We start from the raw sequence: 19,700 nt of genomic DNA, 5'->3' as shown, positions 1-19,700 counted from the left end.
CCTGTGCAATTTAGAAAATAAGAATAATTTTTTAATTAAACTACGTCTTCATTTTTAATTTGAGGATCGGCGCTTACATAGGCTTTGCCATTACACTCAACGTTAAATACTAAACAGGCAGTACCTGGATTTTCATCGGTATCGATAATGGTAATTGTGCGGCCGTTATCACTTACTTTAAAGCTAAAGTCTTGGGCGCAAGGCGTTTCTTTATCGACATCAGTAATAGTAGCGCCAGTAAATAAAAAGCCTTTAGCAAGAGTGGCTTCATCTAAACTATAAATGCCCGCGGTTTCGGTTCTTACAACTCCGCCGCCTGTCACTTTTTTGCCATCTATTGAGTATGTAAAGTTAGCTTCGTTATCACTGCCTAGTACAATGTTAACTGTAAAGTGAATTTGCTCTTGAGTGTTATTCATATTATTTCCTTTTATATTCATGGTTATAGTTGAAAGTTGTTGATGCCCAGCTTAACTAGACGTGCTTTTATCTGGGGTATTTCGTTTGTTCGGCTTAAGCAAGTGTGCGCCTGCATCAGCGGGTAAGTTATATTTACGCTTTGAGTTATTCTTTCCATTTCGGAAATAGTGATTTGTGCTTGTTTACAATAGTTGATTCGATCTTTGGTATTACCCGCTAACTTAGCTTTTATTAAATTTATTTTTGTTAAAATTACTTTGTTCTCTACCTTCCCCTCAAGTTGATGTAAAAAATTCTTTGCTTTTCCCCAAGCATTTATTTTAATAAAGTAATTAATGAGGCTAATTTGTGTATTCACTATTTTTTTATCAGAAAAGTCTTCGTACTCTATGAAATTGATAATACTTTCAATTTCTTCGTTCTCATTTTTACTATCAGATAATAACAACTTATTTGCTAGAAATTGATGATACATACGCTGAAACTTTTTATTTTTTGGATCTTGGAGTCTAGCCATATCTATTGTCTCAAAGGCTAATTGTGCTTTTACATAAGAATACTGTTTATTTGAAAAAAATCGGAGTAAATAGCTGTGTTGGTGATAGGTGTTAGCTAAATCATTCAACAAGCTAGCATCGCGTGGATATTTTATCAGTAGCCCTCTTAATTCCTTAGATACATCTTCTAACATGGCTAATGCAGCATTAAAGTGGCCTAAATTCTCTTCAGTACTGGCGAGCCAACTTAAAGTATCGGCTTTATCGCGCAATAAGTTTTTGTTGTTGGGTTTGAGCTCAAGGGCTTCTTTTTTTAAAGCTAGCGACTCTGTAAAGCGCTGTTTCGCGGCAGTGTAGTTAAATTGCTTTAAATACAAAGACCCTAGCGAATTATATGAATAGGATAATTCCATAATCGAGTTGAAATCATTCGGTGCTAACGCATACATGGTTTCGCTATACATGTGATATTTTTTTAAGAGCGGTTCAGCAGCGGCGTAATCACTTTTATCATAATGAAGCTGGCCGAGCCAAAAGGCATTGGCACCGGCAAGCGTTAGTAACTCTAAGTTGCTTGGCTGGGTTTTTAATAATGCTTCAAGGCGAATGCGGGCGTTTTCAAAGGCAGTGAAGGCCTCAATGGTTTTACCGCGAGAATAGGCCACTTCCCCCATGGCTTCTAGGGTTTGTGCGTACTGAAAGCGACTTTTAAACTCGGCTTGTTGACTGCTAAAGTTAAATAGCGAGCTTGGCTCCTCTACTTGATTGGTAAAATACTCAAGTGCTTTATTACTAATGCCATCAAGTAAGTCCATACGCTTTACGCTGCGTAATTTATCGGCAAAATCACCGACCATAAACCCTAGTAAGCTTTCGGCCTCTTGGCGTTTTTGCTGTGCAAGTTGCTGCGCTTGAAAGCTGGTAACACTCATAAATAGGGCAACACAGGTAAGTAAACAAAGCAGAGCGACGGTGCCGCGTTTTATGGTTGTTTTTGTTTTACTGTGTTTAAGAGAGCTGGTTATAAGCGCGCGTTCGTCATCATCTAGTTTGAATATGTTGTCGTTTAATAAGGTAACGGCCTCTTGCAGCGGTTTACCCGGTGCTAACAGGTAGGCGTTACTTTTGTGCTCATTAAGCCATTGTTGCGTGTGGTGGTGTAAGCGGCTTTTTATAGCAAGGGCATCTTTATGGTCATTAATCCACTGTTTGGCACGTGGCCATTGGCGTAATAATGCCTCGTGAGCAAGGCTAAAGTAAGCTTCTTGGTTTTGTAAATGCGATACAAATAAGCGGCTATCGACCATGGCTTGAACCAGCTCTTTTTGGCTGGTGTTGGTTAACGCTTGCAAGCGGGCTGCGCGGCTAGTAATGGTTTTACCATCTGGGTTTAGTGTTACTAATTGCGATAACACGCTTTTTAGCTGCTGTTGTTGCGCTTGAGAAAGCCCTATAAATACTTCTTCGGCTTTTTTGCCAATGGCACCCTCAATACCGCCGAGTTTTTCATATACACTGTGCAATAACTCATTAGTATCACTGCGCTGTAAATACAGCTCTTGCAGTGTGTATTGCAGCATGGGCAGTGCATCTGGATTATTGGCGGTATCGGCGCAAAGTATTTCATCCAGCGGGGTTTTAGTGTGTGGGTCTTGCGAAAACGTTAAATTAGCGGTTAACGCTGGCAAGCGAATAATTTGTTGTAGTTCATGGCGATTTGGCGGGGTTAAATCGTAATGCGCGCCATTAGCTTTGCCCACCATAAGACTTGGCTGCTCAACCACTAAAGGGTAAAAATCGTTACGACAGGCACTAAATACAATCACCGCTTTAGAGGTCGCTAAACGCTCAATAACAGATAAAAAATGACTTCGGGTGTCGTTACTAAAAAGCGGTGAGGAAAGTAGCACTTCTAAGCGGTCTATAAACAAAAACAATTGCGGCGTTTTTGCTGCTGTTTGGGTATTTGCAATTGTATTTTTTAAGCCGCTAATAACATTGTCTATGTCATGTTCTAGCTGCTGCGCCAGCGTTTGTGCGCTTAACCCTGTAAATACTGGAATGTCGTTAATATCCCAATCGAGCATGGCCGAGGCGAGATCTAAATACAGCCTATTTTGAGCTACATCTGCAAAGTCGAGTTGGGTGTACGACATTACTCTAATGCCGTTATAGCCTCGCTCGTCGAGTAGTTTTGGCAATATACCTGCATTAACTAATGATGATTTACCCGTGCCACTAGGGCCAAGAATTAAACAAAATGCGCGCTGCAATGTTACTTGGTTTGATACGCTCTCTAATAACCTGCTGATGGCATGATTACGACCAAAAAATAAGTGGGTATCGGTTGGGTTATATGCACTCAAACCTAAAAAAGGAGAGCCGCCTTGCCATGTGCTAACTTGGTTGGGGAGGTCATCCGCCAATGGAAACTCAACCGTTGCAATAACCCTATAACCACGTTTACGTATGGTTTCTATGTATTGCGGCGCGCTTGCTTTATCACCCAGAGCTTTTCGAAGTTGAGTGATAGTTTTATGCAGAGGGTTATCGCCGGTTTCTGTGTTTGCCCAGCAGTGAGTTAATAACGCGTCGCTACTCACAATCTCTGCGTGGTTTTGACACAAGTACAGCAACACATCCATGGCTTTTGGTTCTAGCTGTTTTTGTTCTTCAGCGCGTTGAATGGTGTTACTGGCAGGGGTGATTTGCCATTCACCTAAATAAAAGGGCGGTTGATGCATAATTGGCTCATTTTTATAGTTATAAGTGCATTTAGCTTTTTGCTTTAGTTACATTAGTAGTGCTAGTTATTTTTATTAAGTGTAACAATGCGCTGTGGAAACGGAATTTCTATATTGGCATTGTTAATTGCTTTATACACGCTGGCGTTAATAGCGAGCTTAGTTTCAATAATTTTAGTGGTAGGAACCCAGTATCGATAGCTAATAGTAACGCCGCTATCAGCAAAGCGTTCTATGCCAACTTGTGCATTGGGTTGTTTAGCAACCAGTTCGTGATTAGCTAATGCGTTTTCAATTAGGTTAATCGCGGTATCACTACAGGCACTGTAGGCTATGTCTATTTCACCTTTTACTAAGGAGTAGCTAAATGAGTTATGTAGGATTTCGCCAACGATATGCTTATTGGGAATGGTTATTTCTACTTTTTCTTCATTAATTAATACAGTGTGACCCAGCTCAATGAGTTTTACTTGGCCGCTAACGCCTTTTATTTCTATGGTATCGCCCACCACAAATGGCCGCGTGGCAATAATTGCAAGCCCGGCGCCATAATTAGAAAGCATGCCTTGTAATGCTAAGCCAGCACCTAAAGAAGCGGCACCTATTGCAGCAACAAACGGGGTAACACTAATGCCAATTTTACCAAGCGCAATTATGATCACCATAATGATCAGTAATACTTTAACGACATTACTAACAAAGTTAGTTAAGGTGATATCGACGTTATGTCGCGTCATCAAATTGGCAACACCTGCAGCGAGCTTTTTCGCTACCCATAGGCCAACCAATAGAATAAAAATAGCGCCGACAATTTGCATACTGTAGGTAACTAAATATTCAGTAAGTAGGGCGTAGTACTTTTCAAATTGCTGAATTTCAGAACTGATCATGTCGACTCTATTTTAGCGATAGTGTTTTATCTGCTTATCATAACAAAGTGTTAACCAAAATTGGATACATTATTGGCACAATTACAGCAGTTAATAACGCACTCAATGCCATAGCCACCGATGAAAACGCCCCTATTTTTGGATGCTCGGCAATTGCAGCAGCGGTGCCTATAGCATGGCACGCGGTACCGATTGCGATTCCTTGTGCCTCAAAGTTAAATATTTTAATTAGTTTTAATAATAAAATGCCAAATAAAGCGCCGAGTAAACCAATAAAAATTACCATGGCAGCGGCTAGCGAGCTGATCCCGCCAAGTGAATCGGTGACAAGTAATGCAATAGGTGTAGTAACGCTAAGTGCCGCAACTGATGCGCTCAGTTGCGAGGGGGCAGCAAATAAAACGCTTAATACAAAAGCTACCAGTGTGGCGTTAATAATACCAATACTGCAGGCAACTAAAATAAGTAAAAAGTTTTTACGTACGTGCATAAATTGTTGATATAGCGGCAAGGCCAAAGCGACTATGGCCGGCTCCAATAACCACGTTAACAACCGACTATGCGATGCAAATTGTGAATAGGGTAATTTAAGGTTAACGAGTAGTAAGGCAATAATGCCGATGCTTAAAAAAACGGGGTTGGTTAATGACTTTAAAATACTCTGATTGATTTTAAGATTAACAGCCCTTAGTGCAATAAAAAGGATAATAATAAATGGAATGGTTAACCAGCCAAGGCTAAAAATGGTGCTACTGAAATCAGTCATTATTAGTTCTGCCTTTAAAATAACTTACTAGGCTTGCCACTAAAATTAAACTACTCAAGGGGACTAATAAAATAACGGCGGTTAAGAAAGGCCAATGGGTTTTTATAAGTGCTAAGTGTTCAATAAAACCAACGCCTGCAGGAATAAAGAAAATAGGCATTACATTTAAAATAGGTGTGGCACACGGGGTAAGATGCTGCTCTTTAACAATACCTGATAAAAGCAGTACCAGTAAAATAACCATTGCTAACAGTGGCGCAGGAAAACTGGCATCAATAAAGTGCATAATAAGTTTGCCCGCTGCCAAGCAAAGCAAAATGATAGCGCTACTTAAAAAGTATTTCATGGCGACGACTCAATAAAATAGAGGATTATCACTTTAACAAATAACGCTGTTTTGTGCATTGTGCCTTAGTATTACCAGCGTTTGGCGTTTGCAAACTCAATATCAGTTTTACCTTTTGCTTTAGCGATGGCTTTTTTAGTATTAGGGTTGATTAATAAGCGAATTTGACTCCATGTTTCTTTGGCGAGTATTTTTCGAGCTGGGGCTTTATAGCTTTGTTGAGTTACACGTTTTATTGCTGCTAATGTGTCAGGTGAACGTGCTTGTAATGTATCAAGCATTTCTTTAGTTGCTTTATCGGTATCGTCGGTTGTTTTTGTTACTAAACCGAGTTCAAAAGCATGTTGAGCACTAATGGGGTCAGCATGACTTGCTAGCCAAAGTGCTTGGTCGCGTTTTACTAAGCCTGCAAGCATAACATTAGCGCCCATGTCGGGGCATAACCCCCAGCGCGCTTCCATAATGGCGAGCTTGGCATCGTGATGAACAATTCGGTAATCAGCTCCAAGCGCTATTTGCAGGCCACCACCAAGACAGTTTCCGTTAATTTTAGCAATTACAGGCACACTCAACGACTGCCAGCCCAGTACAACTTTTTGCGCTAGGTTTTGATTACCAGGAAGCCATTTGAATAGGAGCTTTATGATATTGAATGGCGAGGCCATGACCGCGTTAATATCGAGCCCTGCACAAAAGTGTTCGCCCTCACCGGTTAATACAACTGCACGAATACTGGCGTCTTTTTTTATATTTTTAATCACTTTGTTAAGCTCAACAAACATAGCAAAGCTTAAGGCATTTTGTTTTTCTACGCGATGTAATGTGACGGTAGCGATACCCTGTTTTTTTTCTAATTTTATCATTGTTCACTCCTCTGACCTGTTGTTTGAGCTTATGTTTTTATTGATGTTAAGTAAAGTGGGTGAAGGTGAATAAAAACAAACTGAATTTTTTAATACACGTGGAGCTAGCTATCTTTGATGGCTATTTAATCTTCCAAGGTCAACAGACCCGTGTGCTAAGCAATTTAATAATATCTATAAGTATTAGGAATAAATAAAAAAGTCAGTAATTAACGTGTTTTTTTTATCAAAACCCTAGCAACTTTTGATATTATGATTGCCACTTAAAAGCTCAGAGGTTAACCATTCATGTCAGGTCCACGTTTATTTACGGTAGAAGAAGCAACTCATCAAGCTTATGATATTTTTTTAGAGCTGGCTCCCAATAATTTAAGCGACAAAGATGTTGAAGAATTTAACCTACACCGTGAAGAACTAGGCTTTATTGAAGAAGATGAGCCCGATGAACAGTGGCAAGACTTTGTTGCCCTAGAAATTGAACCTGAGCATTTTATTCAAGTATTAGTGGGCCTTGAGTTTGATAACGAAGACGTACTATTTGCGAAAATTCTAATTAGCCGTGATAAAGACGCGCCTTTTTGTCATATTTTGTGGAAAGAAAGTGAATAACCACCTCTCTGCTTTTTTGTTATTGCCATTTGCAAGAGAACGTATTTTGCGATGCTTCTTTGTATTACTGCTTTTATTATTTAGCTGCTTTAGCTGGGCCGTTGATCCCTTTGAAGATTTTCATCAATACGGGGAACTCTCAGATGAAGAAATTCATGAGTTACACAAAGGCGAAGTGTTGTACGGCGATACCGAATTTGGTTTTATTTTAAGTAAAGGTAACACTAATTCCACCAGTTTTAAGCTTAAAGGGAATCTTTATCAAGATTTTGAAAACTGGCGAAATCAATTCAAAATAGACTCCTTGTACAAACGTGATGAAAACGAAGAAACGGGCGAGTCGGATGTGACTGCTAATCGGGTGTTTGTTTCTGCACAAGGTAACTATAAAGTAGGGGTTAAAAACTCGTCGTTCTTTATTTACGGGGATTATGAGGAAGATCAATTTAGCGGTCTTGATTTTAAAAGTACGATAGCAACCGGTTATGGTGCACGTGTTTATCAAGGGGTTAAAAATAAAGTAGATATAGACATTGGCCCAGGTTTATATCGCTCAGTTGCTGATGATGAGTCAACAGCACTTGACGACGATAAAGACAAAATGGGTTATTTACTTCGTATTGCAATGCAGTGGGAGAGGTTAGTATCTAAGCGTACCCGATTTAATCAAGATATCAGTATAGAACAGTCTTTGTCTGGGCTTAACTCTCGGTTAAAGTCAGAAACGGCATTAATTAGCCAAGTGGTTGGCGCGGTATCGCTTAAGTTTGCTTATATGTATCGTTATAATTCTAAGCCTGAAGAAGATAAGCTTAAATACGATTCAGAGCTCAGTGCAACCTTAGTGTACAGTTTTTAATTTTTTAATTTTTTAACTTTTTAATAGAGAGTGTTATGTATCAGCATAAGCAGTATGCGGTATTTATATTTGTAGTATTAGCATGGATCAGCGGTTTTGTTGCGCTTGCATGGAACTTAATTGGTGCCGATGCCCCGTTAATCGTATTTGCTGGTATTTTAGTGCTGGTGGGCTTTTTGTTCCACGGTTTAACCATTAAAGTTGATGAAACCCATATTAGCTGGGCATTTGGCCCTGGTGTTGCTGGCCAAAAGTTAGCATTAGAAGACATAGTTGATGTAAAAGCAGTACAAAACTCATACCGCCATGGTATTGGTATTCGCATTACACACGATGGGTGGATTTATACGGTATCAGGTTTTAGTGCTGTGCAATTAACGCTTAAAGATGGCACCCAGTATCGCTTAGGCACGAATGACCAAGCAGGATTAGTTGCTGCGCTTAAAGATAAAATAACCCCTGTTGAAATGCCAGCAGCAGAGCCTCAAGCCAAATTACGAACACAGAATAATATGCTATAAGAAAAGCGCCTAAGGCGCTTTTTTTATAAACTTATAGCAATTTTACTCAGCGGGTTTTAGTGCTCGTGGCCACAGCCGCCTTCACCATGTACGTGGCCATGCTCAAGCTCTTCGGCTGTTGCATCGCGTACTTCTAAAATTTCTACATCAAAGTTAAGTGTAATACCGGCAAGTGGGTTATTACCATCAACAATCACTTCTTCGTCTTGAATATCGATGATCATTACTGATTGGTCGCCGTCATCGGTGGTTGCACGAAATTGCATGCCCACTTCAATTTCCATACCTTCAAACATTGATTTTGGTACGGCTTGCATTAAGTGATCATGACGCTCACCGTAACCTTCTTCAGGCTCCACTTTTACGCTTAGTGTATCGCCAGCTTGCTTGCCTTGCAGCGCGTTTTCAAGCCCTGAGATCAGGTAGCCTGTACCAACGATAAAAATTAATGGCTCACCGCCAAATGAGTTATCAATGGTATTGCCGTCATTATCTAAAACAGAGTAATGCATTTTTACCACTTTATTTGCTGCAACGATCATAGTCATTCCTATTATTCATCTTCAAGAGAGTAAGGTAGAGGCAGAATGTTTAGCTCTACCGAAGGGGTGTGTTTTGCACGAAGAGTCTGATCGATATCAGTATCGTTTGGCAACACGACCAAACCAGTTAAAGTCTGTGTTTGTTCATTATAGCTTTGCGCAATAAGTTTACCTGCGCGGCGCCAGTTTTCACCTAATTGGGTTTCAATATCAGGCTCATCAAGTCGTCCTTCGCTTTGCCCAGATACGATATACATGGCACGTTTGTTTTTGCCCAGATACTTCATACGTGCAACGGTTTCTTGGCCTGTGTAGCAACCCTTTTTAAAACTAATGCCGTTAATGGCTTGCAGGTTAACCATTTGCGGTACGTATTCATCAATCGCATCAACACTTAATTGCGGTTCACCAGCAAGTATGGATGCTTGCTGCCATAGCGCATCGTCATCGAGGGTCGACACATCGTCAGGTAGGCAAAATTGGCTATCAACCATTAGTAAAATGCGGTTTGATCCAAGCTTAAGAGCTTTACCGTGAGCGAAGTCACAAGCCGTGGCGTCATCGCTAAAGTGAATGTCGAGTTGTGTGAGTAAGCCTGTTAGGTCATCACCAAGTAAACCAATTAATCGCTCTGAGGCTTTATTAATTTCAACTTTTGCAAATACAGCATATTTTTTTAATTCAGCAAGAGAGCGTTCTAATTCTGCACTTGAGCCTGTTAAAAAGTAACTTTGTTGATAAGAAAATAGCTTAAATACACCCCATAACTTACCTTTTGCACTACAGTGACCTGCCCACAAAAAGTTATCGTTGTTAAGTTTATTTAGATCTTGAGTGATTTGTCCGTGTAGGTACGATAATTTATCTGCGCCTGAGAGGCTAATAACCTGATGTGATAAAGGACATGCATAAACCTGAGACATAAACACCTTCTTTGCAATAACAAATGAGGCCACATAATAACGTAGTTAAAGCGTATGGTACAGCGACTAACAGACGATGTTTTTATAACTTAGTGCTGTTAAATTAACGCGTATTTGGTAAACTCGAGTTAATTAAATATGAGGTTTAAAATGGTTGAAATACATAGTAAAGCACGTATCCGTTGGGCTTGTCGCCGTGGCATGTTAGAGCTAGATGTTTTGTTTATGCCGTTTGTTGAAGAAGCTTATGATTCGTTAGATGCTAAACAGCAAGCGATTTTTCAGCGTCTATTAACGCAAGAAGACCCAGATTTATTCGCTTGGTTTATGGGCCATGAAGAATGTAAAGACGCAGAGCTAAACAGCATGGTTCAGCTAATTTTAGACCGAGTTCGTGTATAGATTTACCGTTACAGATAATAAAACAGACCACAAACCGATTGTGGTCTTTTTTTGTGTGCTGACTTTAGTGTTGTGCCTATTTATGAACTCGGTGGTGGCAACTCTTTTTTGTATTGCACTAAATACACTTGCTGGCATTATTGTTTGGCGAAAAATCGTGGCTGCTCAACCACAGCAAGGCATTATACTCTTAGAGCCGAATCAATTTCGTTTTGAAGGATCAGGCAGGCAAATTCAAGGGCTCATTAGTAACCAAAGCCGGTTACTTGGTCAGAGTGTGTGGCTGTATATTAATGGCTTTAGTAAAAACTATTGGCTGATTATCTCAGCCAATAGTGTTGATAGGCAAAGCTATGCGCGCTTGAAACGGGCAACGCTTGAAGCAATTAATTACGTAGAGGAGTCAAAATAGTGGGCGTTGGGTTCTCATTTTGCTCTGGATAATCAATAGTAAAGTGTAGTCCACGACTTTCTTTACGTTCCATAGCACTTCTAATTATAAGCTCGGCAACTTGTACTAAGTTACGTAACTCAAGTAAGTTATTGCTTACTCTAAAGTTTGCGTAATAATCGTGTATTTCCTGTTGTAGCAGTTCAACACGATGCAGCGCACGTTCAAGACGTTTGGTTGAGCGTACAATCCCAACATAATCCCACATAAATAATCGTAGCTCATGCCAGTTATGGGTGATCACGATTTCTTCATCTGAATTAGATACACGGCTTTCATCCCAACTAGGTAAATCAGCCAGCGCGGGTGCAGTCTCTATTTTACTCAAAATGTCTTTTGCTGCTGCATGGGCAAATACAATGCACTCTAATAATGAGTTACTTGCCATGCGGTTAGCACCATGTAAGCCGGTATAAGCCACTTCACCCACAGCGTATAAATTTGCTAAATCCGTTTTGCCGTTAAAGTCGGTCATTACGCCACCACAGGTGTAATGTGCCGCAGGAACGACAGGGATTGCTTCTTTGGTAATATCAAGCCCTACGCTCAAGCACTTAGCGTAAATAGTAGGGAAGTGTTCAATAATAAAATCTTTGTCTTTATGGCTAATATCTAGATACAAGCAATTTGCGCCAAGGCGTTTCATTTCAAAGTCGATAGCGCGCGCTACAATATCGCGCGGAGCGAGTTCTTCTCGTTCATCAAACTCTTTCATAAAGCGAGTGCCATCAGGGCGTTTTAAATAAGCCCCTTCACCACGCATTGCTTCGGTAATTAAAAAGTTTTGTAATTCCGGGTGGTAAAGACTGGTTGGATGAAATTGATTAAATTCCATATTAGCAACGCGACACCCTGCACGCCATGCCATTGCTATGCCATCACCGCTAGAAACATCAGGGTTAGAGGTATAAAGGTACACTTTACTTGCGCCACCCGTTGCTAGGGCAACAAATTTTGCGCCAATGGTTTCTACTTTTTTGGCCTTTTTATTCCACACATGCATACCGTGAACATGTGACCCCGTTTTACCGATATTTTTATCTGTAATTAAATCAATCGCATTGTAATGCTCTAACAAGGTGATATTGCTGTGCGCTTGAACTTGGCTAATCAAGGTTGTTTGCACTGCTTTGCCAGTGGCATCGGCAGCATGCAAAATGCGTCGATGGCTATGACCCCCTTCACGGGTTAAATGAAAGCGCTCTTTACCTTTACTATCAAATTCCATATCAAAAGGCACGCCTTGGTCAATCAACCATTGTAGGCAGTCATGCGCATTACTGGCAGTGTAATGAACAGCTTCTCTGTCACACAAACCGCCACCTGCATCTAAGGTATCTTCAACGTGAGACTCTATACTGTCATTTTTTTTATCAAAAACAGCGGCAATTCCGCCTTGGGCATAAAGAGTAGAACCTTCGGTTAATTCACCTTTACTGATCACGGTAACGTTACAGTAATTAGCCAAAGATAAAGCAAGTGATAAGCCTGCTGCGCCGCTACCAATAATAGCGACATCGGTAATGTGATGTTTATTTTGGTTCATCTGTGAGGTACTTTGCGGTTACAATGCTCAGATAGAGCAATATTTATTTTTAATACTTATAGTTGTACCATATTTGTTGAACTACTACTAAGTGGTTTTAGCGTATAAACGCGTAATTTGTAGCTATTTTATAAAAAAACAATATGAGTCAGAACTTTTTATTCATCTAGGGGTCAGAGTAGGTGTGAACAATGGCGACACTATGAATAATAAGCAAGAATCAATCAGAGGAGTACCGGCTCGAATGAGCGAGCAGGAATTAGATTTAGCGTTAGTGAAAAGGGTCCAGCAGGGAGATAAAAACGCCTTTAACCTATTAGTTAAGAAGTATCAGAACAAAATAGCCGGTTTGATCTCTCGTTATGTATCAAATCAAGGTGACATTGCTGATGTAGCACAAGAAGCGTTTATTAAAGCGTATCGTGCCCTTCCAAACTTTCGTGGTGATAGTGCTTTTTATACTTGGCTTTACCGTATCGCCGTTAATTGTGCTAAAAATTATTTAGTGGCTCAAGGGCGTAAACCGCCAGCAAATGATATAGATGCTGACGATGCCGAGTTTTATGAAGGTGCAGATTCAATGCGTTCTAACGCGTCACCTGAAAATTTACTATTAAGCGAAGAAGTCCGCGCTGTTATTTTTAATACGATTGATAGTTTGCCTGAAGATCTTAAAACCGCGATTACTCTTAGAGAAATTGAGGGTATGAGCTATGAAGAAATAGCCGTGGTTATGGATTGCCCAGTCGGGACGGTACGTTCGCGTATTTTTCGTGCCCGTGAAGCAATTGATAATAAATTAAACCCATTGATAGGCGAGTCTTAGTATGACAAAAGCACACGTTAACCGCTTAGATAACGAATCGTTATCAGCATTACTTGACGGTGAACAAACATTAAAGGATGCAACTATTGCATCGGATGATGTAGCTACGTTTGGCCGTTACGCGTTAATTGGTGATGCAATGCGAGCTAAAGAAAATAACAATAATATGGACTTTGATATTAGCGAACGCATTTCGTTAGCACTTGAGAGCGAGCCCGTTTATGCAGACTTTAGCCAGTCTCACAATGTGGCTACCGCTTCTAATACCGAAACAGATAATAAAGTAGTGGCGTTTAATTGGCGTAAACCGGTTGCCCAACTAGCAATTGCTGCGAGCGTAGCAATGTTTACTATCGTTGGCGTGAACACCTTACCGCAAGGTGAAGATGCTGTGCAAAACGAAATTCCTTTATTGCAAACCACGCCGTTAACCGGCATGGCGTCGCCTGTAAGCTACTCATCAGCACCTGCACTTGATAACGCAGAGCAAGGTTTACGAGAGCTTCAGCAGCAACGCATTGGCGCATTAGTACTTGAACATCAACGTCAAGCGCGAGTGGCTCATTCGTTAAAAACAGCTAAAACAGATGAAACATCCCCAGAGGAAAAAAACTAATTAGATGAAAGTAATTACTTTTATTATGTCATTGGTGCTGAGTTTTAATACTTTTGCCAATGACACAAACCCTGCTAAAGATTTACTGCTTGAAATGGCAAGTGCAGTTCACACTCGTAATTTCGATGCCTCTTTTGTTGTTGTTAAGGGTAAAAGTATGGAGCCCTACCGCTGGGTGCATGCTAAACAAGGTGATATAGAGCTAGAGCATTTAAGTTTGCTTAATGGTGCAGGCCTTGAAATGATCCGCATTGACGATCAAGTTACCTACTTTGAGCCACAATCAGAACCTTACTCGTTAACAACTGACTCGATTGCAGGCCCCATCCCAGAAGTCTTATTTAAAGATATTAACCGCTTAAGTGCGCATTATGATTTTGTGCTTGGTGGTAAAGGCCGTATTGCGGGGCGTCCTGCTCAGCTGGTTCGAATTGAATCTAAAAACGATGACAAATATAACTATTGGATTTGGATTGATACTGAGTCGTCTTTATTGTTGAAAGCCGCCTATGTGAATCACCAAGGCGAAGCGCTAGAGCAATTACAACTTACCCACATTAGCGTAACTGAGCAACCGGCAAGCTTATTATTAGAAGTACTTAATCGTAATTTTCCAACACCATTACCCGCTAATTCAATTGATGAACAAAGCAAAGCAAATGCTATGAATTGGACTATTGGATGGCTACCTGAAGGGTTTGAATTACTCAAGTCCGATAGACATAAGCTCGACTTAAACAATGAATTAACAGATTACTATTTATTCTCTGATGGATTTGTTGAGGTCTCAGTATTTATACAACGGCCACTACCAGGTAAGCGTTTAAGCGGAGCTCTGACCTCAGGAGCCACCACTATTTATGTGCACAACGGCGGAAATTTTGATGTGTCTGTGGTGGGGAATATACCAACCATGAGCGCCAAAGCGATTGCTGAGTCTGTTTCACGGGCGTTATAAATGATAGAACAAACGTTAACCGTCGTGGCCCTTAGTGGCCACGTTGCGCATTTAGAAGCCCAACAAAAACAGGCATGTGAAGGCTGTAATGGACGTTGTGGCTCTCAAGTGTTTAGTAAGTTATTTGGTACTGCCAAAAAAACCTTGCCCTACAAATTTGAAACGCAATTAGAGGTGGGGCAAAAAGTGACCTTGTCACTGGATGATAGCCATGTTGTAAAACATGCCTTTGCCGTTTACATGCTGCCCTTATTTTTAAGTTTAATATTCGCCTTATTGGCTAGTGAATTAATACAATTAGCCGAAGGCTGGCAAATTTTAGCTGCGATATTAGGTGGCATCACCGGCTTCTTAATTGCTAAAACATGGGTGAAATCACTTAGACATGAGATTAAAGTGATAAAAATTCATCCAATTAGCCTTCCTTTAACTCAAATAGATGGTGATTGACGCCAATTAAATGTAAAATTGCGTTTTTATGCCACAGTAACTTGAAAATGCACAGCAAGTATTTTCAAGTTATTTAGGCATGCGACCTTAGTCCTTAAAATAGAAGTTTAGAATCCAGTTTATGAAGCATATCCGTAATTTTTCGATCATCGCCCACATTGACCATGGTAAATCGACCCTTTCTGACCGTTTGATCCAAGTTTGTGGTGGTTTAACCGACCGTGAAATGCAGAAGCAGGTTCTGGATTCAATGGATATTGAACGTGAACGTGGCATTACCATCAAGGCGCAAAGTGTAACGTTAAACTACAAGGCAAACGATGGTGAAACCTACCAGCTCAACTTTATCGACACTCCTGGTCATGTTGACTTTACTTATGAAGTATCACGCTCACTAGCTGCCTGTGAAGGCGCATTATTGGTTGTTGATGCTGGCCAAGGTGTTGAAGCACAAACATTAGCTAACTGTTATACCGCCATCGAAATGGACTTAGAAGTTATACCGGTTCTAAATAAAATTGATTTACCGCAAGCTGACCCATTACGTGTAGCCGAAGAAATTGAAGACATCATTGGTATTGATGCCCTTGATGCCGTGCAATGTAGTGCTAAAACAGGTGTGGGTATTGCCGAAGTACTTGAAATGATCGTTAAAGATGTACCGCCACCCGTTGGTGAAAAAGACGAGCCATTACAAGCGCTAATTATCGATTCTTGGTTTGACCCGTACCAAGGCGTTGTATCGCTAGTACGTATCAAACATGGCGAACTTCGCGCGGGCGACAAAATTAAAATCATGTCAAACGAGAACGTACATACCGCAGATCATGTGGGGATTTTTACGCCTAAACAAACTAACACCGGTATTTTACGTACCGGTGAAGTAGGGTTTGTTATTGCAGGTATTAAAGAAATACACGGTGCACCGGTGGGCGATACCATTACTCATCAAAAAAATGCGGCACCAGAGCGCTTACCAGGTTTTCAAAAAATTAAACCACAAGTTTATGCGGGTATGTTCCCAATTGCGTCGGATGATTACGAGTCATTCCGCGATGCACTTAACAAACTAAGCTTAAACGATGCGTCGTTATTCTTTGAACCAGAAAACTCAACCGCGTTAGGGTTTGGTTTCCGTTGTGGCTTCTTAGGTATGCTGCACATGGAAATTATTCAAGAGCGCTTAGAGCGTGAATACGACATTGATTTAATCACCACAGCACCAACGGTTATTTATGAGGTAGTGACTAAAGAGGGCACTACACAAATAGATAACCCGTCTGACCTACCAGCTGTAAACGATATTTTAGAAATACGTGAGCCAGTAGTAGAAGCAAACATTTTAGTACCGCAAGAGTACTTAGGTAGCGTAATCACTTTATGTGTTGATAAGCGCGGTATGCAAACTAAAATGAGCTACCATGGTAAGCAAGTTGCAGTAACGTACGAACTGCCAATGGCTGAAGTGGTAATGGACTTCTTTGATAAGTTAAAATCAACCAGTCGTGGCTTTGCGTCGCTTGATTATAACTTTAAGCACTTCCAAACCTCAGACATGGTTCGTGTAGATATACTCATCAATAGCGAGCGTGTTGATGCTCTTGCTATTATTGTACACCGCGATAGCGCGCAGTCTCGTGGTCGTCAGCTTGCTGATGCGCTAAAAGAGCTTATACCACGTCAAATGTTTGATATTGCGATTCAAGCAGCAATTGGTCAGCATGTAATCGCGCGCACAACAGTGAAACAGCTTCGTAAAAACGTAATCGCGAAGTGTTACGGTGGTGACGTGAGTCGTAAGAAAAAATTACTTCAAAAACAAAAAGATGGTAAAAAGCGAATGAAGCAACTTGGTAACGTTGAAGTGCCTCAAGAAGCGTTCTTAGCCATTTTAAAAGTTGGTAAATAAAAAATAAAGGGATAATAAATGGCTGGCTACTTTTCAGTTTTATTGGTGTTATTAACCTTAGGCTCAGGCCTAATATGGTTAATAGATCACTTAATGTTTGCCCCTAAAAGGCAAGAACGTTTGGCACTTGCACAGACTTCTGCCGGTGGCCAACTTGATGAAGAAACCGCAGCATTGATTGCGCCTGAGCCAGTCATTACTGAAACAGCAAAGTCGATTTTTCCGATGATTGCTGCTATCACTATTTTTAGATCGTTTATTTTTGAGCCGTTTCAGATCCCATCGGGTTCGATGATGCCAACCTTATTAGTAGGCGATTTTATTTTAGTGCAAAAGTATTCTTATGGAATTAAAGACCCAGTATGGCGTAGCCAGTTAGTGGATGTGAGCGAACCAGAGCGTGGCGATATTGTTGTTTTTAAATACCCATTAGATGAAAGAGTTGATTATATTAAACGCGCTATAGGCTTACCTGGCGATAAAATTGTTTATCGCGATAAGCGTTTATATATTCAACCAAAATGTGAAGAAGGCGAAGTTCAAAAAGGCGCGCTTCTTTGCAACGAATTCAATAAAATTGATTTTAAATTAATTAATGATGATGAATTTATGCAAGGCCCAATGGCTTTAGCGCGTTTAAATGAAGATTTAACGACCTCTAGCCATGATATTTTAATCAACCCAAAATCGCCTGAACGTAAAGGGCGTTACTACCAGCAATTGGGCACTCCTGCAGATGAATGGGTGGTGCCTGCTGATCATTACTTTATGATGGGTGACAATCGCGATAACAGCCAAGATAGTCGCTTTTGGGGCTTTGTACCAAAAGAAAACTTGGTGGGTAAAGCTGTCTTTATATGGATGAGTTTTGAATTTGATAATGGCCCAGATGACATTTTACCAGGATGGGTTCCAACTGGTGTTCGTTTTGAACGCCTAGGTAATATTCAGTAACAATGAAAAAAAATGTAACAGAGTTATACAAAAGAATTGGCTACACATTTGCTGATCAAGGCCTACTTGAGCAAGCAATGACGCACCGCAGCCACAAAGGTCAACACAACGAGCGACTCGAATTTTTGGGCGACTCGATTTTGAGCTTTGTAATTGCCAATGCCTTGTACGCTAAATTTCCTAAAGCACGTGAAGGCGATTTAAGCCGCATGCGTTCGACTTTAGTTCGCGGCCAGACGTTAGCTGAATTTGGCCTTGAGTTTGAGCTAGGTGATTACCTGCGTTTAGGCCCTGGCGAGCTAAAAAGTGGCGGGTTTAGACGCGAGTCGACCCTAGCAGATGCAGTGGAAGCTATAATTGGCGCTGTATTTTTAGATTCAGACATTGATCGTTGCGGCGAGCTTATTTTAGCGTGGTATGAATCACGTTTAGATGCTATTTCACCAGGGCTTAACCAAAAAGATCCTAAGACCCTGCTGCAAGAGTATTTGCAAGCTCGTAAGCTATCATTACCTGGCTATACTGTAGTAGACACTAAAGGTCAGGCACACAATCAAACATTCACGGTTGAATGTATCGTTGATGGAATGGATAGCATTATTTCTGTTGGCAGCTCAAGGCGTAAAGCCGAACAAAAAGCGGCCGAAAAAGCATTGAAGATACTTAAAAATGAATCTTGATACCTTAATACAGCCTCATGAAGGCGAAATAGACACATTTTGTGGCATGGTTGCGATTGTTGGCCGTCCTAATGTGGGTAAATCAACCTTGCTTAATGAAATTATTGAGCAAAAAGTCAGTATTACCTCACGTAAGCCACAAACCACGCGCCATCGTATTATGGGTATTCATACCGAGGGTAAACACCAAGCGGTGTACGTAGATACCCCAGGTCTGCATGTTGAAGAAAAGCGCGCCATTAACCGTTTAATGAACCGCGCAGCGTCGAGCTCAATTGGCGATGTTGAACTGATTATTTTTGTTGTTGAAGGCACCCATTGGAATGCCGATGACGAGATGGTACTAAACAAAGTGAGCCAAAGTGGCAAGCCGGTATTGTTAGTTATTAACAAAATTGACCAAGTGAAAGATCGCGATCTTGTACTGCCACACATGAAATTCTTAGGCGATAAGTTTGACTTTATAGGCATTATGCCTGTCTCTGCGACTCAGGGTAAAAACATTAACCTGATCAAAGAAGAAGTGACTAAACGTTTACCGCCGTGCGAATTTTATTTTCCGGATGACTACGTTACCGACCGCTCAATGCGCTTTATGGCTGCTGAAGTGATCCGTGAAAAGCTTATGCGCTTTATGGGTGAGGAACTACCTTACTCTGTGACTGTGGAAATAGAACAGTTTAAATGGCAAGAAAACGGCGTTTGGCACATCAATGGCCTTATTTTGGTTGAGCGTGAAACGCAAAAGCGCATGGTTATCGGTAACAAAGGCGAAAAGCTAAAAGTGATCGGCCGTGAAGCGCGTAAAGACCTAGAAGAAATGCTTGAAAATAAAGTATTTTTAGAACTATGGGTTAAAGTAAAATCGGGCTGGGCTGACGATGAACGTGCCTTAAGAAGCTTAGGCTACGGTGAAGATTAATAAGTA

The 19,700-nt window shown here is 40.8% G+C and carries 22 protein-coding genes; 13 read left to right on the top strand and 9 right to left on the bottom strand.

The genetic code is table 11. The features are described 5' to 3' along the window. Positions 1–35: 35 nt before the first annotated feature. The 6 genes from AC0VZ5_RS12100 to AC0VZ5_RS12075 all read right to left on the bottom strand — a co-directional run bounded on the left by AC0VZ5_RS12100 (position 36) and on the right by AC0VZ5_RS12075 (position 6,526). Positions 36–419, bottom strand: a complete 384-nt coding sequence (locus AC0VZ5_RS12100; RefSeq protein WP_475473016.1) for a DP-EP family protein — start codon at positions 417–419, stop codon at positions 36–38. 23 nt (positions 420–442) lie between these two features. Continuing rightward, positions 443–3,661 (bottom strand): nSTAND1 domain-containing NTPase, encoded by a 3,219-nt coding sequence (locus AC0VZ5_RS12095; protein ID WP_475473014.1) that lies wholly within the window; start codon positions 3,659–3,661, stop codon positions 443–445. A 62-nt stretch (positions 3,662–3,723) separates the two neighbouring features. After that, positions 3,724–4,551 carry a mechanosensitive ion channel family protein gene (locus tag AC0VZ5_RS12090; protein ID WP_138609329.1) on the bottom strand — a complete coding sequence of 276 codons (828 nt, stop codon included), beginning with the start codon at positions 4,549–4,551 and terminating at the stop codon, positions 3,724–3,726. 37 nt (positions 4,552–4,588) lie between these two features. Then, on the bottom strand, positions 4,589–5,317 hold the full coding sequence (locus tag AC0VZ5_RS12085) for an LrgB family protein (protein WP_178956455.1): 729 nt from the start codon (positions 5,315–5,317) through the stop codon (positions 4,589–4,591). Beyond that, a complete protein-coding gene (locus AC0VZ5_RS12080) occupies positions 5,310–5,663 on the bottom strand; it encodes a CidA/LrgA family protein (protein WP_198523574.1) in 354 nt (117 codons plus the stop codon). Before AC0VZ5_RS12080 ends, AC0VZ5_RS12085 begins: the two co-directional genes overlap by 8 nt. Before the next feature lie 71 nt (positions 5,664–5,734). Further along, positions 5,735–6,526, bottom strand: coding sequence for a crotonase/enoyl-CoA hydratase family protein (locus tag AC0VZ5_RS12075; RefSeq protein WP_178956453.1), 792 nt, complete (start codon positions 6,524–6,526; stop codon positions 5,735–5,737). Between the two features lie 288 nt (positions 6,527–6,814). Here AC0VZ5_RS12075 and AC0VZ5_RS12070 point away from each other — a divergent pair, with 288 nt between their 5' ends. The 3 genes from AC0VZ5_RS12070 to AC0VZ5_RS12060 are packed head-to-tail and all read left to right on the top strand — an operon-like array spanning position 6,815 to position 8,515. After that, the gene (locus AC0VZ5_RS12070) at positions 6,815–7,135 is read left to right on the top strand and encodes an HI1450 family dsDNA-mimic protein (protein WP_013465646.1); all 321 of its coding nucleotides are present in this window, start codon (positions 6,815–6,817) and stop codon (positions 7,133–7,135) included. A 46-nt stretch (positions 7,136–7,181) separates the two neighbouring features. Next, positions 7,182–7,994: a DUF481 domain-containing protein gene (locus AC0VZ5_RS12065; RefSeq protein WP_138609342.1), complete on the top strand. Its 813-nt coding sequence runs from the start codon at positions 7,182–7,184 to the stop codon at positions 7,992–7,994. A 35-nt stretch (positions 7,995–8,029) separates the two neighbouring features. Next, positions 8,030–8,515 carry a hypothetical protein gene (locus AC0VZ5_RS12060; protein WP_198523572.1) on the top strand — a complete coding sequence of 162 codons (486 nt, stop codon included), beginning with the start codon at positions 8,030–8,032 and terminating at the stop codon, positions 8,513–8,515. A 56-nt stretch (positions 8,516–8,571) separates the two neighbouring features. On the opposite strand, the gene AC0VZ5_RS12055 is transcribed toward AC0VZ5_RS12060, so the two are convergent. Then, positions 8,572–9,057: an FKBP-type peptidyl-prolyl cis-trans isomerase gene (locus AC0VZ5_RS12055; protein WP_008111743.1), complete on the bottom strand. Its 486-nt coding sequence runs from the start codon at positions 9,055–9,057 to the stop codon at positions 8,572–8,574. Positions 9,058–9,068: 11 nt separating this feature from the next. Beyond that, the gene (gene ygfZ / locus AC0VZ5_RS12050; RefSeq protein ID WP_475473010.1) at positions 9,069–9,980 is read right to left on the bottom strand and encodes a CAF17-like 4Fe-4S cluster assembly/insertion protein YgfZ; all 912 of its coding nucleotides are present in this window, start codon (positions 9,978–9,980) and stop codon (positions 9,069–9,071) included. Positions 9,981–10,130: 150 nt separating this feature from the next. Here ygfZ and AC0VZ5_RS12045 point away from each other — a divergent pair, with 150 nt between their 5' ends. Together AC0VZ5_RS12045 and AC0VZ5_RS12040 are read left to right on the top strand one after the other, a co-directional pair. Beyond that, a complete protein-coding gene (locus tag AC0VZ5_RS12045; protein WP_010387788.1) occupies positions 10,131–10,382 on the top strand; it encodes an FAD assembly factor SdhE in 252 nt (83 codons plus the stop codon). A gap of 55 nt (positions 10,383–10,437) precedes the next feature. Continuing rightward, positions 10,438–10,794: a hypothetical protein gene (locus AC0VZ5_RS12040; RefSeq protein WP_475474760.1), complete on the top strand. Its 357-nt coding sequence runs from the start codon at positions 10,438–10,440 to the stop codon at positions 10,792–10,794. Here the strand turns inward: AC0VZ5_RS12040 and nadB are convergent. Further along, positions 10,769–12,379, bottom strand: coding sequence for an L-aspartate oxidase (gene nadB, locus AC0VZ5_RS12035; RefSeq protein WP_178956450.1), 1,611 nt, complete (start codon positions 12,377–12,379; stop codon positions 10,769–10,771). The genes AC0VZ5_RS12040 and nadB overlap by 26 nt on opposite strands. A 244-nt stretch (positions 12,380–12,623) precedes the next feature. Between nadB and rpoE the strand changes: the two genes are divergently transcribed. From rpoE to era, 8 genes are all read left to right on the top strand, one after another. Then, entirely contained in the window at positions 12,624–13,205 is a 582-nt protein-coding gene (gene rpoE, locus AC0VZ5_RS12030) for an RNA polymerase sigma factor RpoE (protein ID WP_010387792.1), read from the top strand. 1 nt (position 13,206) lies between these two features. Continuing rightward, on the top strand, positions 13,207–13,821 hold the full coding sequence (locus AC0VZ5_RS12025; RefSeq protein WP_475473008.1) for a sigma-E factor negative regulatory protein: 615 nt from the start codon (positions 13,207–13,209) through the stop codon (positions 13,819–13,821). Positions 13,822–13,825: 4 nt separating this feature from the next. Beyond that, positions 13,826–14,779, top strand: a complete 954-nt coding sequence (locus AC0VZ5_RS12020) for a MucB/RseB C-terminal domain-containing protein (RefSeq protein WP_138608161.1) — start codon at positions 13,826–13,828, stop codon at positions 14,777–14,779. After that, positions 14,780–15,229 (top strand): SoxR reducing system RseC family protein, encoded by a 450-nt coding sequence (locus AC0VZ5_RS12015; protein WP_138608159.1) that lies wholly within the window; start codon positions 14,780–14,782, stop codon positions 15,227–15,229. A 121-nt stretch (positions 15,230–15,350) separates the two neighbouring features. Further along, complete coding sequence (gene lepA, locus AC0VZ5_RS12010; protein ID WP_138608157.1) at positions 15,351–17,138, top strand: translation elongation factor 4; 1,788 nt, start codon at positions 15,351–15,353, stop codon at positions 17,136–17,138. An 18-nt stretch (positions 17,139–17,156) separates the two neighbouring features. Continuing rightward, entirely contained in the window at positions 17,157–18,092 is a 936-nt protein-coding gene (gene lepB, locus AC0VZ5_RS12005) for a signal peptidase I (RefSeq protein WP_138608155.1), read from the top strand. A gap of 2 nt (positions 18,093–18,094) precedes the next feature. Continuing rightward, on the top strand, positions 18,095–18,772 hold the full coding sequence (gene rnc / locus AC0VZ5_RS12000; RefSeq protein ID WP_008466504.1) for a ribonuclease III: 678 nt from the start codon (positions 18,095–18,097) through the stop codon (positions 18,770–18,772). After that, positions 18,762–19,694 carry a GTPase Era gene (era, locus tag AC0VZ5_RS11995; protein ID WP_138596050.1) on the top strand — a complete coding sequence of 311 codons (933 nt, stop codon included), beginning with the start codon at positions 18,762–18,764 and terminating at the stop codon, positions 19,692–19,694. The genes rnc and era overlap by 11 nt, the downstream gene beginning before the upstream one ends. Positions 19,695–19,700: the final 6 nt, after the last annotated feature.

Source organism: Pseudoalteromonas sp. QJM3NY_12, assembly GCF_056173165.1.
Note: the sequence above shows the minus strand (reverse complement) of the source record. Positions and strands in the feature narration are given on the sequence as shown.

Excerpts from the sequence above, each read along its gene's own strand:
- era (WP_138596050.1), top strand. The coding sequence starts at position 18,762 with ATGAATCTTGATACCTTAATACAGCCTCATGAAGGCGAAATAGACACA.
- AC0VZ5_RS12060 (WP_198523572.1), top strand. The coding sequence starts at position 8,030 with ATGTATCAGCATAAGCAGTATGCGGTATTTATATTTGTAGTATTAGCA.
- AC0VZ5_RS12075 (WP_178956453.1), bottom strand. The coding sequence starts at position 6,526 with ATGATAAAATTAGAAAAAAAACAGGGTATCGCTACCGTCACATTACAT.
- AC0VZ5_RS12015 (WP_138608159.1), top strand. The coding sequence starts at position 14,780 with ATGATAGAACAAACGTTAACCGTCGTGGCCCTTAGTGGCCACGTTGCG.
- AC0VZ5_RS12070 (WP_013465646.1), top strand. The coding sequence starts at position 6,815 with ATGTCAGGTCCACGTTTATTTACGGTAGAAGAAGCAACTCATCAAGCT.
- AC0VZ5_RS12025 (WP_475473008.1), top strand. The coding sequence starts at position 13,207 with ATGACAAAAGCACACGTTAACCGCTTAGATAACGAATCGTTATCAGCA.
- rpoE (WP_010387792.1), top strand. The coding sequence starts at position 12,624 with ATGAGCGAGCAGGAATTAGATTTAGCGTTAGTGAAAAGGGTCCAGCAG.
- AC0VZ5_RS12055 (WP_008111743.1), bottom strand. The coding sequence starts at position 9,057 with ATGATCGTTGCAGCAAATAAAGTGGTAAAAATGCATTACTCTGTTTTA.
- nadB (WP_178956450.1), bottom strand. The coding sequence starts at position 12,379 with ATGAACCAAAATAAACATCACATTACCGATGTCGCTATTATTGGTAGC.
- rnc (WP_008466504.1), top strand. The coding sequence starts at position 18,095 with ATGAAAAAAAATGTAACAGAGTTATACAAAAGAATTGGCTACACATTT.
- lepA (WP_138608157.1), top strand. The coding sequence starts at position 15,351 with ATGAAGCATATCCGTAATTTTTCGATCATCGCCCACATTGACCATGGT.
- AC0VZ5_RS12045 (WP_010387788.1), top strand. The coding sequence starts at position 10,131 with ATGGTTGAAATACATAGTAAAGCACGTATCCGTTGGGCTTGTCGCCGT.
- AC0VZ5_RS12095 (WP_475473014.1), bottom strand. The coding sequence starts at position 3,661 with ATGCATCAACCGCCCTTTTATTTAGGTGAATGGCAAATCACCCCTGCC.
- AC0VZ5_RS12100 (WP_475473016.1), bottom strand. The coding sequence starts at position 419 with ATGAATAACACTCAAGAGCAAATTCACTTTACAGTTAACATTGTACTA.
- AC0VZ5_RS12085 (WP_178956455.1), bottom strand. The coding sequence starts at position 5,317 with ATGACTGATTTCAGTAGCACCATTTTTAGCCTTGGCTGGTTAACCATT.
- AC0VZ5_RS12090 (WP_138609329.1), bottom strand. The coding sequence starts at position 4,551 with ATGATCAGTTCTGAAATTCAGCAATTTGAAAAGTACTACGCCCTACTT.
- lepB (WP_138608155.1), top strand. The coding sequence starts at position 17,157 with ATGGCTGGCTACTTTTCAGTTTTATTGGTGTTATTAACCTTAGGCTCA.
- AC0VZ5_RS12020 (WP_138608161.1), top strand. The coding sequence starts at position 13,826 with ATGAAAGTAATTACTTTTATTATGTCATTGGTGCTGAGTTTTAATACT.
- AC0VZ5_RS12080 (WP_198523574.1), bottom strand. The coding sequence starts at position 5,663 with ATGAAATACTTTTTAAGTAGCGCTATCATTTTGCTTTGCTTGGCAGCG.
- ygfZ (WP_475473010.1), bottom strand. The coding sequence starts at position 9,980 with ATGTCTCAGGTTTATGCATGTCCTTTATCACATCAGGTTATTAGCCTC.